Origin of the sequence: Bullifex sp., assembly GCF_034103065.1 — a bacterium.
Taxonomy (GTDB): domain Bacteria; phylum Spirochaetota; class Spirochaetia; order Sphaerochaetales; family Sphaerochaetaceae; genus Bullifex.
In genome coordinates, this window is the sequence record NZ_JAXEGN010000055.1 from 12,815 (window position 1) to 28,205 (window position 15,391).

13 protein-coding genes are annotated in these 15,391 nt (G+C 31.8%); 5 read left to right on the top strand and 8 right to left on the bottom strand.

Features of this window, described 5'->3' with window-relative positions; translation table 11 throughout:
* Position 1: 1 nt before the first annotated feature.
* The gene (locus SOY52_RS02215; RefSeq protein WP_320847353.1) at positions 2-1,087 is read left to right on the top strand and encodes a M24 family metallopeptidase; all 1,086 of its coding nucleotides are present in this window, start codon (positions 2-4) and stop codon (positions 1,085-1,087) included.
* 16 nt (positions 1,088-1,103) lie between these two features.
* Positions 1,104-2,258, top strand: a complete 1,155-nt coding sequence (locus tag SOY52_RS02220) for an MFS transporter (protein WP_320847354.1) — start codon at positions 1,104-1,106, stop codon at positions 2,256-2,258.
* Here the strand turns inward: SOY52_RS02220 and SOY52_RS02225 are convergent.
* From SOY52_RS02225 to SOY52_RS02235, 3 genes are all read right to left on the bottom strand, one after another.
* Entirely contained in the window at positions 2,251-3,549 is a 1,299-nt protein-coding gene (locus SOY52_RS02225; protein ID WP_320847355.1) for an amidohydrolase family protein, read from the bottom strand. The two genes, SOY52_RS02220 and SOY52_RS02225, sit on opposite strands and share 8 nt — an antisense overlap.
* Positions 3,550-3,619: 70 nt before the next feature.
* On the bottom strand, positions 3,620-5,323 hold the full coding sequence (locus tag SOY52_RS02230; protein WP_320847356.1) for a glutamine--tRNA ligase/YqeY domain fusion protein: 1,704 nt from the start codon (positions 5,321-5,323) through the stop codon (positions 3,620-3,622).
* A 91-nt stretch (positions 5,324-5,414) separates the two neighbouring features.
* On the bottom strand, positions 5,415-5,849 hold the full coding sequence (locus SOY52_RS02235; RefSeq protein WP_320847357.1) for a hypothetical protein: 435 nt from the start codon (positions 5,847-5,849) through the stop codon (positions 5,415-5,417).
* A gap of 50 nt (positions 5,850-5,899) precedes the next feature.
* On the opposite strand from SOY52_RS02235, the gene SOY52_RS02240 reads away from it, so the two are divergent.
* Positions 5,900-6,427 carry a hypothetical protein gene (locus tag SOY52_RS02240; protein ID WP_320847358.1) on the top strand — a complete coding sequence of 176 codons (528 nt, stop codon included), beginning with the start codon at positions 5,900-5,902 and terminating at the stop codon, positions 6,425-6,427.
* Here SOY52_RS02240 and SOY52_RS02245 read toward each other — a convergent pair.
* The 3 genes from SOY52_RS02245 to SOY52_RS02255 are packed head-to-tail and all read right to left on the bottom strand — an operon-like array spanning position 6,373 to position 10,578.
* Positions 6,373-8,079, bottom strand: coding sequence for a GGDEF domain-containing protein (locus SOY52_RS02245; RefSeq protein ID WP_320847359.1), 1,707 nt, complete (start codon positions 8,077-8,079; stop codon positions 6,373-6,375). The two genes, SOY52_RS02240 and SOY52_RS02245, sit on opposite strands and share 55 nt — an antisense overlap.
* Complete coding sequence (locus tag SOY52_RS02250; protein WP_320847360.1) at positions 8,069-9,769, bottom strand: GGDEF domain-containing protein; 1,701 nt, start codon at positions 9,767-9,769, stop codon at positions 8,069-8,071. The genes SOY52_RS02245 and SOY52_RS02250 overlap by 11 nt, the downstream gene beginning before the upstream one ends.
* A gap of 41 nt (positions 9,770-9,810) precedes the next feature.
* On the bottom strand, positions 9,811-10,578 hold the full coding sequence (locus SOY52_RS02255; RefSeq protein WP_320847361.1) for a class I SAM-dependent methyltransferase: 768 nt from the start codon (positions 10,576-10,578) through the stop codon (positions 9,811-9,813).
* A gap of 81 nt (positions 10,579-10,659) precedes the next feature.
* On the opposite strand from SOY52_RS02255, the gene SOY52_RS02260 reads away from it, so the two are divergent.
* Positions 10,660-11,910, top strand: coding sequence for a S1C family serine protease (locus SOY52_RS02260; protein ID WP_320847362.1), 1,251 nt, complete (start codon positions 10,660-10,662; stop codon positions 11,908-11,910).
* Complete coding sequence (gene uvrB / locus SOY52_RS02265) at positions 11,907-13,979, top strand: excinuclease ABC subunit UvrB (RefSeq protein WP_320847363.1); 2,073 nt, start codon at positions 11,907-11,909, stop codon at positions 13,977-13,979. The genes SOY52_RS02260 and uvrB overlap by 4 nt, the downstream gene beginning before the upstream one ends.
* Here the strand turns inward: uvrB and SOY52_RS02270 are convergent.
* Positions 13,976-14,914 (bottom strand): caspase family protein, encoded by a 939-nt coding sequence (locus tag SOY52_RS02270; protein WP_320847364.1) that lies wholly within the window; start codon positions 14,912-14,914, stop codon positions 13,976-13,978. The two genes, uvrB and SOY52_RS02270, sit on opposite strands and share 4 nt — an antisense overlap.
* 1 nt (position 14,915) lies before the next feature.
* The coding region (locus tag SOY52_RS02275; protein ID WP_320847365.1) for a hypothetical protein at positions 14,916-15,391 on the bottom strand (476 nt) is incomplete at its 5' end.

Here is a 15,391-nt window from a genome sequence, read left to right on the forward strand (position 1 = left end):
TGTGGCAAAAGAATTAGAAATAAAAATTGCTAGGCTTAGAAATCTTATGGATGAAAAAGGCCTTGATGGAATCTACATTAAAGGTCAAGACAACTTTGCTTGGCTAACCTGTGGCGGTAGAAACTATGTCGGTATGGGCAGTGTTGGTAACTGTGGCCTTTTAGTTACTAAAAATGGTTTATTTGCCATTACCAACAATATTGAAGCACCAAGAATGAGAGATGAAGAAAAATTAGAGACTCTTGGTTTTAAGATTCTTTATGGCGTTTGGCATGATAGTAGCTTTGAAAAGAAAACTATTAGTGAGTTAGTTCCATCTGGTAAGGTTGGATATGATACTTCAGATTTAGCTAAAAACATTCAACTTTTGAGATTCTCTTTAACAGCTGAAGAGATTGAAAGATATCAAGAGATTGGTAAAGATGCTTCAATTGCTATGGAAGAAGCTGCAATTAATATTTCTGCAGGTATGAGTGAGTATGAAATTGCAGGTGACATCATGTCAAGAATGGAAGCTAAAGGCTTAGAAATTCTTTCCTGTATGGTCGCTGCCGATGAAAGAATTAGTCTTTATCGTCACCCACTTCCAACTAGTAAGAAGGTTGAAAAGCGCGTTCAAATTGGTGGTAACTTTAGACGCAATGGTTTAGTAATTTGTTTAACTCGTTATGTATGGTTCTATGAGCCAACAGAGGAAGAGAAGAAGCAATACTACGATAACCAAGTAATCGATTGTACCTACATGGCTGCTTCTAAGCCAGGTAACACTTTTGTTTCAGCACTTGAAAAGGGTAGAAGCAAATATACAGAACTTGGATATGAAGGTGAATTTGATAAGCACCACCAGGGTGGTCCTATTGGATACCAAGGTAGAGATTATCGTGTAGGTTTCGATACTCCAGGCGTAATTGCTGAAAACCAAGCTTTCTGCTGGAATCCTTCTATTACAGGTACAAAGAGTGAAGATACTGTAATTTCAACTAAAGATGGAATAATCCCAGTTACTAGACCTGTATTATTCCCTGAAAATGAAATTGTAGTTGATGATCAAACCTTTATTAGACCTGGAATTTTAGTTAGAAAGTAATAATTGAGAGAGGATGATGAATAAAAAAACTAGTAGAAATTTGCTTTGCATAGCTATTATTTTCTTTTGGGCAAGTGAATATTGCCATACTCCATATTTTGCACCATACCTTCAAAGCTTAGGCTTTGGTGCAAATTTAATTGGATTTATGACTGGTGTTTATGGTTTTACACAAATATTTGCAAGAATTCCAATTGGTATGGTTACAGATGCATTTTCCTGCTACAAAAAGACTATTCTTTTTGGTTGTATCGCAACAACTATTTCATCATTCTTTCTAATGTTTGCAACATCCTTTGTTGCAATTATCATTTGTAGAGTATTAGCAGGCTTGGCAGCTAGTACCTGGCTTGCTTTTAGCGTTTTATATAATGCTTACTTTAAAGATGATGAAAGTGTAAGAGCAATGACTAATGTTAATGCTTTTTCAAACGGAGGAAAGCTATTAGCATTTTTTTTAGGTATTTTAACAGCTTCATTTTTTGGCTATAAAATACCTTTACTTTGCTCATTTTTAACAGGATTAGTAGCAATTGTAGCTGTAATTCTACTTAAGCCTATTAGTATTCAAAGAGAAAGCTTTAGTTTTTCTCATGCAGCTAAAGTAATAAAAAATCCAATTGTAATTTTTTCATCTATCCTTGCAATAATGATGCAGTTTTATATGCAAGCAACTGTTTTTTCATTTACCAGTTCTAGAGCAAGGGAGTGTGGTGCATCTTCGTTCTTAATTGGTGCGATATCACTAACATTTACAATTATTCAAGTTTTAGCAGCTCCATACATCGGAAAGAAATTCTTAGTAAAGAATGAGAAGGGAAAATCCCTTTTTATTGGTTATTCACTGCTTGGAATTGCAAGCTTACTAATTGCATTAATTAAAGAACCTATATTTTATCTAATCTCAAGCTTGCTTGCTGGCTTTGGAAACTTAATAATTAATGGTTTATTAATGGCTATAGTTGTTAGCTGTGTTAGCGAAGAAAAGAGATCAACTGCAATGGGTACATACCAAGCAATTTATGGAATTGGTATGAGTCTTGGTCCTGTTGTTCTTGGAAAGATTATCACAAACTACAGCTATGAAAGTGCATACCTATTTACTACATTATTAATGGCATTAACAGCTTTACTATCTTGGCCTTTAGCAAGAAAACTAAAGGTTAAGTAAGTCTTTTAGAAAAGAATGGTAATTTTGGCTTTTTTACCTCTTTTAGACCCAAAAAGTTCATAGGATTAATTGAAACCATTTTATGAATTAATTCATCAGAAAATGGGGAAGAATCAAATATATGATAGTAGTTTAAATAGCTTTCTACTCTTAGTAGGTTTACAGAGAAATCAGAACCAAAGAGTATTCTACTTTCAATTCTTTCTCTATCATTTTCATTTAACAAATCAAGATAGTTTAAGAAAGTTATGTAGAAATCTTTATAACACCCTGTAAAGGAAATATCTGTATAAACATTATCATACTCTTTAATCATATCCATTAGTGTATAGAACCATTCACCAGTAGGAAGCTTTTTTATTCTTGCTTGAACGTTATCAAGTAGTCCTATTTTACTATTAATTGCATACTCTCTTCCTACATGAGCAAAATCAATTATTAAAGATGGATAGTTTTCAAGAACAGTTTTCCATGTAGCTGGATCTGTGAATTTTCTTGCTTGGGTAGGGTCTATACCTTTAAAGCCTTGGTCATCACAATGTGTTATGATAGGAACTCTATTTTTTGAACAAAAATCATATAGATATCTTACCTTCTTTAATTCTTGGCTATCTTGAGGCCAAGGATCAAAGCCAAGTGGTGGATATAGTTTAACTCCAAAGAAAATCCTTTCTTTATCATTTAACTTATGACTTGGATGAATGTTATGAGTAATATCAACAAACCGATTTAAATGATTAACTAAAAATTCAAAGGAGTGAGCACTTGGGTTAATTCCTATAAATGGATAGAACTCAAAAATCCCTTCGTCGTTTTCATAGTACTTATTAATTGCACTTATAGTATCTAATGCATAAGGTGTTATCTTATCAAAAGCTGTAAATGAGTAGTATAATTTATCAATTGTACTTTGAGTTTGAGAAAAATCCATTAAAAGGGGAGAGAGAAATATTCTATCATACACTTGATCTCTAAAATAAAGTTTTTTATCCCTTAAATATGGAACACTTGGGTAATCAGCTTTATTACTCTCTCTTCTGTATTTACCTTTTAAATCATCTTCCATCATCTTAAAGGTTTCATCTATAGGTCTTGAAAATGCAGTTAATGTATTTTCGACTTGAGAAAGAAATTGCCCCTTAAATATGCTATTTAAAGTGATAATATAATCCTTTGTAATATTACCTTGTAAAAAAGAAGCAGCAGAGGTGTCTAAAGAAGAGAAGAATGCTGCTAAATTAGGTTCTTTAAATGTCATTACATGGAAGTGTATATCAAAAAAAGGATTCATAATGATAAAATATCAAAATAATTAATAATAGGAAAGGAAAAAAATTGGGAGCAACTTGCTCCCAACCTTATTACTTGATCCCCATTTTAGCTTTCTGCTTTGCCCAGCTATCTTTAAGTGTACAAGTTCTATTAAATACCATGTGCTCTTTAGTGCTATCCTTTGAATCAACACAGTAGTAACCATTTCTAACAAATTGGAAATAACTACCTACCTTAGCATTCTCGGCTTCTTTTTCGATATATGCTTTAGGAATAACAATAAGTGAATCAGGATTTAAATCATCAAGATAGTTACCTGTTTCAGCACCTGGACATTCACTCTTAAAGAGCTTGTCATACTGTCTTACTTCTGCAACTGTACAAATATCACGGCAAACCCAATGGCTTGTACCTTTAACCTTTCTTCCATCTGGTGAATCACCACCACGGCTAAGTGGATCATAGGTACAGTGTACTTTTGTTACCTTACCATTTTCATCTTTTTCAACACTAGTAGCTGTAATGAAGTAAGCATACTTAAGTCTAATTTCATTACCAGGATATAGTCTATGGTAGCCCTTTACAGGTACTTCCATAAAGTCCTCTCTTTCGATGTATAAATGGCGAGAGAAAGCAATTTCATGTGTACCACTATTTGGATCTTCTACATTGTTTTCTGCTGTGAAATATTCGACTTGACCTTCTGGATAGTTGTCAATTTCAATTTCAAGTGGATCAAGAACAGCCATTAAGCGTTCTGCTCTCTTATTTAAATCCTCTCTAACACAGAACTCCATAAGTGAGTAATCAACAACACCTTCGACCTTAGCAACACCTACACGAGAGACGAAATCCTTCATTGATTCAGGAGAATATCCTCTTCTTCTAACACCACTGATGGTTGGCATTCTAGGGTCATCCCAGCCAGTAACAAAGTTATTGTTAACAAGGTATAGGAGCTTACGTTTACTCATTAATAAATAGTTAATATTTAAGCGAGCAAATTCATACTGATGAGGAGTGTGTTCAATACCATCGATACTTGTTGCCCAGTCATAAGCTGGTCTATGATCCTCAAATTCCAAAGTACAAATTGAATGTGTGATATTTTCAATTGCGTCTGAAATAGGGTGTGTAAAGTCATACATTGGATAAATACACCACTTGTCCCCAGTTCTAGGGTGAGTTGCATATTTAATTCTATATAAAGCAGGGTCTCTTAAATTGATATTAGGACTTGCCATATCAATTTTTGCCCTAAGTGTGTAAGCACCTTCAGGATATTTACCTTCCTTCATTTCCATAAAGAGACGAAGGTTTTCTTCTATTGGTCTATCACGATCAGGAGAATTCTTACCTGGCTCTGTAAGTGTACCACGATATAACTTCATTTCTTCTGCAGAGAGTGAGTCAACATAGGCTTTACCTTCCTTGATTAATCTAACTGCAATTTCAAAAAGTTGATCATAGTAGTCAGAAGCATAGTATTCATGCTCTTTCCAATCGAAACCAAGCCAGTGGATATCTTCTTTAATTGAGTTAATGTACTCCATATCCTCTTTTGCAGGGTTAGTGTCATCGAGTCTTAAATGGCAGCGACCATGATATTTCTCAGCAAGACCAAAGTTAAGACAAATACTTTTAATGTGTCCGATGTGAAGATAACCGTTTGGTTCAGGTGGAAATCTAGTGACTACTGTATCATTTGGTAGACGGTGATTAGCTAAATCATCCTCAATTATTTTCTCAATAAAATTGAGAGGACGATCTTCTGTTGTTTTTATTTCTTCCATATAACCTTCCTTGCCCTTTCAGAGGGGCCCTTGGGTAAAATTAGTTTTAAAAATAATATCAGAATAAATGGGTAATGTGAATAATAATGCGTTAAAAGCTGATATTTGCAGAGCCTTTACCAAATAAAAGAATACAAATAGATACACTTTCTTTAATTGATTTAAATTTTAATCTTACAATTTCATACTTTCCATTTGAAAAAACAATTTCATCATCACATTTTTCAAATGAAAATTGATTTTCATCAACAAGATTTAGTTTCACAACTTCCTTTATGCCCATAAAGGTTGTTGTTTTCTCAAGAAAGTTATCTTTCTTTATTAACATCATTCCTTGATCTTGGTTGAAGATAACTCCAAGGCCATATGAAAGCTCATTTGATTTAATTGTAACATTAACTTTTTCATCTTCGTCAAAGGTATAAACTAATGCAGAGTCATGCTCTGTTGTAATACTCATTGAGTGAGATGAGGTAATTTTTATTTTTTCCGGTTTTCTAATCCATTGGAGTTTTTTTAGTTTCACAAATAGATTATTATTTAAAACACACATTAGTTCAAGGGGAGAGTGGAAAAGTGTTCTTCATTTATGGACAAGCTGAAGAAAATAAAGATAATGCCTTAAGTTTAATTAGATCTCTAAGAAAGAGAGACCCTCATGTATGCTTATTAGCAAAGTTAAGCGATGATGAAGAAGGCTTAAAGGTAATTGATATACTTGTTAAGGAAATGATTCTTTTTGATCCTGACTGTATCGGTAGTTCAAATGATAATTTAGCATTAACTGGTGATGAATTATTTTCAGTCTTAAATGTTTATAGCGATGTTAAGGCAATTTTTATCTCTAAAGAATGCGATGAAACAATGATTACTAATTTAGTAAACGCTGTTAGCAAATTAAAGGAAAGACCAATAATAGTAAGTGAAAAAAATACATATCAAAATGCAGATTGCAAAATATGCTTTGAAAATGGTGAAACAAAAGTGGAAGGAAAAACTCTTCTTAATTGCCATAATATCGAAGATGTATTAATTATGCTTATTCAAAATCAATGCTTTGGTTCGGTATTAGAAAAACCTTCTCTCAACTTATCTTGTCTATGAGTATTTGCTTTATAAATAAGTAGGTTATCGTCACTCTTTTTTATTGCATCCTTTATCTTCATTCCTTTTTGAGCTTCATATAAATAGTAGCCATAAGAGAATGAAGATAGTTGGAATTGATTTAATTCCTTAAAATTCTCTAAGAGTAAATTAATAAATGAAACAATATCAATGTTTTTAGTTTGCTTAAGAAGGATAATAAATTCATCACCACCTATTCTAAAGGCTAAGGCTTCGTGAGAAGAAATTACGTTGTTAACAGCCTTACTGAATGAAATTAATAACTCATCACCAGCTTTATGACCTAAGGTATCATTATAGGTTTTCATGTAATCGATATCTATGGAAATAATGTAATAGTTATCTTTTCCTCTTGATTCAATATCTTTTATTCTATATTCAAAGGCAAATCTATTTAAAAGTTTGGTGAGAGGGTCAGCAAAGTTTTCTTTATAATAATCATCTTTTAATACATCTTGTGTTGATTTCGCACTGTCACGGATGGTAATAAAAATCATTAAACAAAGATTTAATACTAAAAATATACTGACTTTATCAAATAAAGTTTGAAAAATTAATTCGGTACTAACTTTAATAACCATCGTAACATCAAACAACGATAAAAATAGTAATTCAAAATACTTTGTCTTGGTATATCTTATTGTAATATAAGCTGAATATATTAATAAACATATGATATATGATCCATAAAATATCAAAGAAATGGAATCAGCTAATTCTGATACTAAATATGTATTTGGGAAAATATCAAAAATTAGAATAATAATAAAATAAATAGGAAATAAAAATGAAACTCTTTCGAAATAATTAATTGCTTTATGCTCTTTAGAAGGAACGATATTATCTTTAACGTAAAATAGTGTTACGAATGGTAAAAAAGAAAACAATAATCTAGCTAGTATTGAAAATATTAAAGGATATGTAAAGAAGAAATATATAGTATCACTATAAAAGATTTGGAAAAGGGAATTAAATATTAAAAATAATCCTAATGAAAATATTATATGACGCCTATAACTATTATTAAAGTATAGTCCAAATATTAGTATTAATACGGAAAGACCCAAAAATGAAGCAAAGAATAGAGTAGAGTAGAAATCATGCACTACATATTTAAGGTTTAAGGTATGACGATCACCAAGGAATAGTGAATGCAGTGTAATGATAGAATTCTTATTTGATGAATTAATTAGTCTTATTGTAACGTTTTTCTTAGTATCGCTTTTACTAAGACCAATTACTATTGGGTGTGTATCAAAATTGAATTGGCTATCTGTTTCTTGGGCATATAACAAATCCTCATCCAAGTAAACTTCAATATGTTTAACATTTGAAAAAAATAGAATTGAGGGATAAGAATAAATTCTAAGATCAGGAAGAATAAAGGTTAATTTAATTTCTTCATAAGGCTTAATTTCGTATTTATAAATACTCTTGCTACCAAAGTAGACATCTTCATCGATATCTTCACCAACAACGTTTACATGTGTTAATAGTTGTGAAACCATTCCACCAGATACAGTATAATTATCACTTATTCTTTCTGAATTTTTTGCAACCCATATTACTAAGCTAAATGAAAGGATAAAAATAATTATTAATAATAAGATATTTTCTCTTTTAGTATTCATCTGATATCATCCTTGCATTTACTAATAAAGAGTAATTATCTTTATTAATTTTATCTCTATACATTAACTCATCTGCTTTTTTTATTGCACTTAAGAATTCAGCTTCATTCTTTGCTTTTACGGTAATACCACCCATACTAATTGTTGAACAAAATGGAGAATTGTCTTTAAAGTTTTCCTTCAAGCTTTTAATTAAATAGTTTAAGTTAACTGCACTTGTGTTTTCAAATATTGCAACAAATTCATCTCCTCCAATACGATAAATATTGCTATTGGATGGACAGTTATTGAGTAAACATCTTCCACAGTACTTAATAATTTTGTCGCCTTCACTGTGCCCAAAATAATCATTAATTCGTTTTAATGAGTTTATATCAGCAAAAATAATGGAGGTTTGGATATTTTTATAGTTTTCTTCATTATGGATATAGTTTTCATACTTTCTTCTATTTAAACATCCTGTTAAAACATCGATATTCATGTACATATCAATTTCTTTTTGTTGAATTTGTTTCATTTGCTTTTTTATATACTCTGAGCTTAATGGGAAGGCAAGACAACATGCAGAAACTATTCTTAATGTACAAATAATAAGTCCTTGATATGACCTATTAACCATTGCTGAAAAAGCATATTCAAGTATTATTGATGCCAAAAATACAATGGTTGAAATTATTAAAAATAATTTAACATCTGATTTATCGTAATAGAATATTGCTTTAATAACAAAGTATATTGAAATAAATATTATGCAGAAATTTATAAATAATCTTATGTAATATGAAAAATACGCAGTATTTATAGCTAGATATGTATTTAACATAAAGAGAGCAAAGTGGAATAAAAGAATTCTTTTATAATATTTATCTTTTATAAAGTTACCATATGTAATATTTTGAATAAGAGTCAGATAAGAGCAAATAGTAAAAAATCTTGAGAAGTTTTTCACCGTTGTCCAAGCAATAGTATTTCCATATAAGAGAATGTTAGCTTTGAATGAAGCAAATGTAGCAAATAAATTAGCACAGCATAATAATGCAAATGAAATGATTGCTTTTTTATTTCCTTGTTTTCTCTCAATAATAAAAATATAGATGGATACAATAATTAACATAAAGTTAATCGGAGCTATAGATTGTAAAAAGAAAATAGATGTTTTAAGGGATGAGACAATTCCGTAATCAGAAGAAATATAAATTGGATAAACAATTAAGGAACTGAGAATTTTTAATTTATTAATGTTGTAACTAACAGTTATTTCTTTATCTTTTAAGTTGTTAGCATTAATCATGAAAAATGAATTATTACTTGGTTCAAAATATCCACCATTTTTAGGAAAAGAAAATATTTGTTCACCATCGAGGTAAACCTCAAATGAGCCAAAAAGAGTAGTAATTACAATGTTATTAAATCGAGGGGGTACTGATGATGGTACATTGCACTTCAAAGTAATATTATCTACGTTTGATAACTTCACACGTTGAATTTTTGATTCTTTATACTCCAACTTTCCGTCTATATAAATATCAACAGGAATTGTTGTTATGTAGTGTTCAGCCTCTGGACCATAAATTTTTTTTGTTGTTCCAAAGATAATAAAAAAAAGGCTAACAACAAATAATGATAGTGCTAGGAGTAAAGAAATAATAAGTAGTGGATGATTATGTAATTTATCAGTTTTATTATTCATCACTCCTCCGATGCTTTAGTATAAATTACTTTTTCTTCTTATTAAAGCTTATTTGCCTTAATTGCTATGTAGCATTCCTTAAGAAAACTATCAATTGGTTCGAAATCTGATTCTGCTGTATCAAATCCAGTAATACTAAATCCTAAATCAATTAGATTCCCAATTAAAGTTTGAAGTAAATGACTGTATTCAAATGTATCCATTTTTCTAATCATTTTCTTTCTTTTTTTATCAGATAAAGAAATATCTGCATCAAAGGGAAGGGTATACTTAATTTTCATTTTTCCTTTTTCTAATGCTTTAGGACTAAACATGTATAAAGCAGGATTTGCAAAGGCTGTAATAAAAATTCCATTAGGCTTTAATACTCTTTTTACTTCTTCATAGAAATACTTTGGATTTTTTATAAAATTAATACTTACAGGATTTACAACGCTATCAAAAGAATTGGCATTAAAATTTAGTCTCTCACTCATTGAACCTTGAATAATATCAAAAGTTAAATTATCCCTTTTTTTGACAAATTCATCCTGTTTTAGTTGCATCTCAGAGATATCGACAAGTGTTACCTTTTTCCCGTAAGCACTAAGTAGTGGTGCTTGTTGACCTCCTCCTGCACCAACTAGTAATACCTCATTTCCAAGTTGATCAATCCAATCCTTCCTCATTGGTTTATCGACTAAAAAGGGAAGTGTAAGATTTCCCTTTCTAGCTTCTTCAATAGCTTCTTTAGTTACTGGTCTAGTCCAGTAATTGTTTCTTTTTACTTCTTTATTCCATGCAATTGTATTTAATTCATCACTATTCATACTATACATTATAGCACATTGCCCTCTTCACGTTTTGTGCCTTAAAAGGCTATGATAAAAAGTATCTAAGGTGAATATAAAGTGAGTAGAAAGAATATATCCAAAATATTATTAGTACTAGCATTTGTTGTATCAATAATAACAGTAATTTCACTTCTTTTGTTTTGGACAAAAAAAATCAATGAAGAAAAAAAGATAGATGAGCTACGAAAAGAGTTATTAAAGGTTGTTAACAAAGGTGGTGAAGAGGCTCTTCTAAACCTTGCGGGAGTTCCTTTAAAAGGAATTTTTTATGATGAGGATGGTGTTGTCTTATTTGAAGATGATTCTTCTTGGGCATATTCTCTTGATGAAAAAGAAAATATGAGAGCCTTTGATAAAGCAAAATCTAGTGTTGTTGAAATTGTTCAAGATAAAAGCCTATCCTCCTCAATTAGTGGATGTGGAGTATTAATTTCAAGTGAAGGATATGTAATAACTAATGGACATGTAATAGGTAATGGTAAGGATATAAGTGTAAATTTATATGATGGTACGAGTGTAGGTGCTACATTAGTTGGTATTGATACCTTAACAGATATTGCGGTAATTAAGCTTGAAAAGAGAGAGAAAAAGTATATCCCTCTCGAAATGTATTCAGGTTCATTAAAGGTTGGTCAAAAAGCAATTGCAATTGGCTCACCTTATGGTTATTCCTGGTCTATGAGTGTTGGTGTTGTATCAGGATTAAACAGACTTGTTTATACATCAAGTATGCTTCCTTTAACTGATTTGATTCAAACAGATGCTGCAGTTAACCCAGGAAATAGTGGCGGTCCATTGTTAAATAGTAGAGGTGAGATGATAGGCTTAAATACAGCAATATACTCAACAAGTGGTGAAAACCAAGGATTATCATTTGCTATTCCACTTGAGACAGTTTTAGATGTTGCAACTTCATTAATTAAAAATGGAAAGGTATCAAGAGGATGGCTTGATGTACTTGCTGTTGAATTAAATAGTCAAATAGCAGAGTACCTTAAGCTTGATTTTGATGAAGGTGTATTAATTTCTCAAGTTGTTCCATCGGGTGGCGCGGATAAAGCTGGATTAAAAGGTGGAAATGAAAAGGTTGGCTATGGACAATCGATTATTTATCTTGGTGGAGATATTATTTTAGAAATCAATGGAAATAAAATCTCTGGCTATAGCGATTACCTTACTGTATTAGGCTCTTATAAGAGTGGTGAAAAGGTGAGTGTTAAGGTTTACAGAAATGGTAACATCGTTACAATTAATGACGTTGTTTTAACAGAGCGAAGTGAAGAAAATAGTAGGTGGATTATAAGATGAGTGAAAATAGACCTGATGCTTCTTGGGGTGGGGAGAGTATTACAAATATTCATGTAGGTGCAAATGGAGTTTCAAAGCCTTTTAAGGTAGTTGCACCATATGAGCCATCTGGAGACCAAGGTAGTGCCATAGAAAAATTATCAAATGGTATTTTAAATGGGGATAGAGCTCAAACTTTGAAGGGGGTTACTGGATCTGGTAAGACCTTTACTATGGCCAAAATTATTGAAAAGATCCAAAGACCAACTTTAATCTTAAGCCATAATAAGACTTTAGCAGCGCAATTATATAGAGAGTTCAAATCTTTCTTTCCAAATAATGCTGTTGAATACTTTGTATCAACTTACGATTATTACCAGCCTGAAGCATATGTTCCTGGTAAAGATTTATACATTGAAAAGGAAACAGATATTAATGATGAAATTGATAGACTGAGACTATCTGCTTCATTTTCTTTGATGGAAAGAAGAGATGTAATAGTAGTTGCTACTGTAAGCTGTATCTATGGTCTTGGTAACCCTGTTTCTTTAAGAGATATGATTCACTCATTCCATGTTGGTGATATCTTCGACCATAAGGTTGAACTTGAGCAGCTAGTTAGAATGCTTTATGAAAGAAATGATGTTGTTTTAACTCGAGGTAGCTTTAGAGTTCGAGGTGATATTATCGAAGTGTATCCTGCATATCTAGAGAGTGCATTTAGAATTACCTTAGATTGGGATGAAATTGTTTCTCTTGAATGGTTTGACCCAGTTTCTTTTGAAAAGATAGAAAAGGTAAAAGATATTACACTCTACCCTGCTAAACAGTTTGTAATGCCAAAAAGCGCTATTGACCAAGCTATTGTTCGAATTGAGGATGAGTTAAAGGATCAAGTGGAATTCTTTTTATCTCAAGGACGTCACTTAGAAGCTGAAAGATTAAAAAGTCGTGTTGAATACGATATTGAAATGATTAAAGAAGTAGGGCATTGTTCTGGTATTGAAAACTATTCTCGTCCATTAGCTGGAAGAAAGCCAGGTGAACGTCCTGCTGTTCTTTTAGATTACTTCCCTTCAGACTTCATCTGCTTTATTGATGAATCACATGTAACAATTCCTCAAATTGGTGCGATGTATGAAGGTGATAGATCTAGAAAATCCAACTTAGTAAATTATGGCTTTAGACTTCCATCTGCCCTTGATAACAGACCTTTAAAGTATGATGAATTTGATAAAATTGTTGGTCAAAGAATTTATGTAAGTGCAACCCCTGGTAAAAAGGAAAAAGAAGAGAGTACTCAGATGGTTGAGCAGCTTATTAGACCAACAGGTCTTCTTGATCCAATTATCGAAGTTAGAGCTACTGAAGGTCAAATGGAAGATCTATACGGTGAAATAAGAAAAACTATCAATAAAGGTGATAGAGTTCTTGTTACAACTCTTACTAAGAAGATGGCAGAAGATTTAACTTCCTATATGGAAGGTCTTAATCTAAAGGTTAGATATCTTCACAGCGAAGTTGAGACAATAGAGAGAGCTGAAATATTAAGAGATTTACGTCTTGGTGTATTTGATGTATTAATTGGTATTAACCTTTTAAGAGAAGGTTTGGACCTTCCTGAAGTTTCTCTTGTGGCAATATTAGATGCAGATAAAATTGGTTTCTTACGTTCTGCTACCTCTTTAATTCAGACTATTGGTCGTGCTGCTAGAAATAGTGAAGGACGTGTTATTATGTATGCTGACCAAATGAGTGATGCTATGCGTGAAGCTATTGTTGAAACTGAACATAGAAGAGAAGTTCAGAGTGCTTACAATAAGGAGCATGGTATCACTCCTCAAACAATCAAAAAAGCAATTGCTGATTTAATTGAACATGAAAAAGAGGATAAGAGTGAAGCTCAAAAGGCTGATTTAAAAATCGAGCGTTCTGGCTATAATTTGTTAACTCAAAGTGGAAAGAATAAATATATCAAGGCTCTCGAGAAGGAGATGAGAACTCTTGCTGAGAACCTTGAATTTGAAAGAGCTGCTGTAATAAGAGACGAAATAGAACGAATAAAGAGTGGAAAGTTCCTTGAAGACTAGAACATAAAAAGTACTAAGTCTCGTTCTGTTTTATCTATTATAGGTGTTTGTCTACCAAACTTTTCTAGTGCTTTCTTCGTATAGGACCAGGCTTCTGTTACAGATAGATAACTTCTATCAGGCATTCCTGGTCCTTCTACTTGATCTACATAGAATTTGTAGCCAAGGTAATCAAGTAGAACCTTAGCAAATCTTCCATGGGCTTTTAGATTATCAGTTTCTTCACTTTCATATGAAAGCTTATCTGCTGTGCATCCTGTAAGTTCCCAAGTTAAGTCATTATTAACCTTTTTATTTGAAAATAGCTCACTAAATGAGTTTGAGATATCAAAGACATCATTAATTTGGTCATCCTTTACAATAGCACCAGAATGGCAGGAATCAATTATTAAAAGTTTATTGCCGGTAATTGAGGAAAAATCAAAACGTAAATCATCGAGATAGTATGTGAAATTCTTAAATTCATTTGATCCTGATGCTGTTGTATTAATATCTCCTAAGATTAGAGCTCCAACTTTTTCCTTTTGAGTAGATCCTAATCCATGACCAGCATAGAAGAATATTACAAGATCATCTTTTTTTGTATTAAGCTTTTTAAACACTTCTTTGATTTCAGTTTTTAAGCTTCTTGTATCTAGTTCCTTTACTATTTCAACTGCATCACCACGAGTAGGGGTAGTTGTATATCGATAAAAGACATTACTCCCTTGCTGAGTGAATTGATGAGAGTAGAAGTTTCTTTTTTCAGCTTTTGATAGATACTCAAATTGACTAATAATAGCATTCTGATCATTTAGTGTACCGTATAGAGTACTTACATTCATTTCCTCATAGTTTAAAGCTAATGTAATTAAATACACATTACTATTGCTAGCTTTTGTATCAAGGGAACAAGAGGTTAAAGAAATAATGATTAAAAGAATAATTAATAACATATCACTCCTCCTTAATAAATGGTTTTAAAGAGAAAGAAAATGTTATTGGAAATTCAAATCGTTCTTTCTTATATCTTAATCCTGTATCAAGGGATACACTAAAGGTCCTTGTTATGTTGTAGGTGTTAACCAACATTGCTTCTAAAAAAGCACTTCCTGTTACAAACTCTTTAGAAATAGAGTATCCAGCTCCTATGTTTAATCCTAATTGATAGCTATTGGTAAAGCAGTAATAAGATGATAAACCAATGCTCAATGAGGAGTATCCAAGTATCTTGGTATAGCTTCTTATAGCTGTATCACCTTGTAAAGCAATTTGAGTATATAACCCGATATCAAAGTTTGAAAGTCGAAAAGCTACGGGAGTAAGTGTTATTTCACACCTTAACGCTTCCCTTAATTCGCTTTCATAGTTTAAGGCACTATTTTTAAGCATTGAAGTGCCAAAACCAACTTTAATTCCACCTGTATAGTTTA

Excerpts from the sequence above, each read along its gene's own strand:
- SOY52_RS02220 (WP_320847354.1), top strand. The coding sequence starts at position 1,104 with ATGAATAAAAAAACTAGTAGAAATTTGCTTTGCATAGCTATTATTTTC.
- SOY52_RS02225 (WP_320847355.1), bottom strand. The coding sequence starts at position 3,549 with ATGAATCCTTTTTTTGATATACACTTCCATGTAATGACATTTAAAGAA.
- SOY52_RS02230 (WP_320847356.1), bottom strand. The coding sequence starts at position 5,323 with ATGGAAGAAATAAAAACAACAGAAGATCGTCCTCTCAATTTTATTGAG.
- SOY52_RS02245 (WP_320847359.1), bottom strand. The coding sequence starts at position 8,079 with ATGAATACTAAAAGAGAAAATATCTTATTATTAATAATTATTTTTATC.
- SOY52_RS02250 (WP_320847360.1), bottom strand. The coding sequence starts at position 9,769 with ATGAATAATAAAACTGATAAATTACATAATCATCCACTACTTATTATT.
- SOY52_RS02255 (WP_320847361.1), bottom strand. The coding sequence starts at position 10,578 with ATGAATAGTGATGAATTAAATACAATTGCATGGAATAAAGAAGTAAAA.
- uvrB (WP_320847363.1), top strand. The coding sequence starts at position 11,907 with ATGAGTGAAAATAGACCTGATGCTTCTTGGGGTGGGGAGAGTATTACA.
- SOY52_RS02270 (WP_320847364.1), bottom strand. The coding sequence starts at position 14,914 with ATGTTATTAATTATTCTTTTAATCATTATTTCTTTAACCTCTTGTTCC.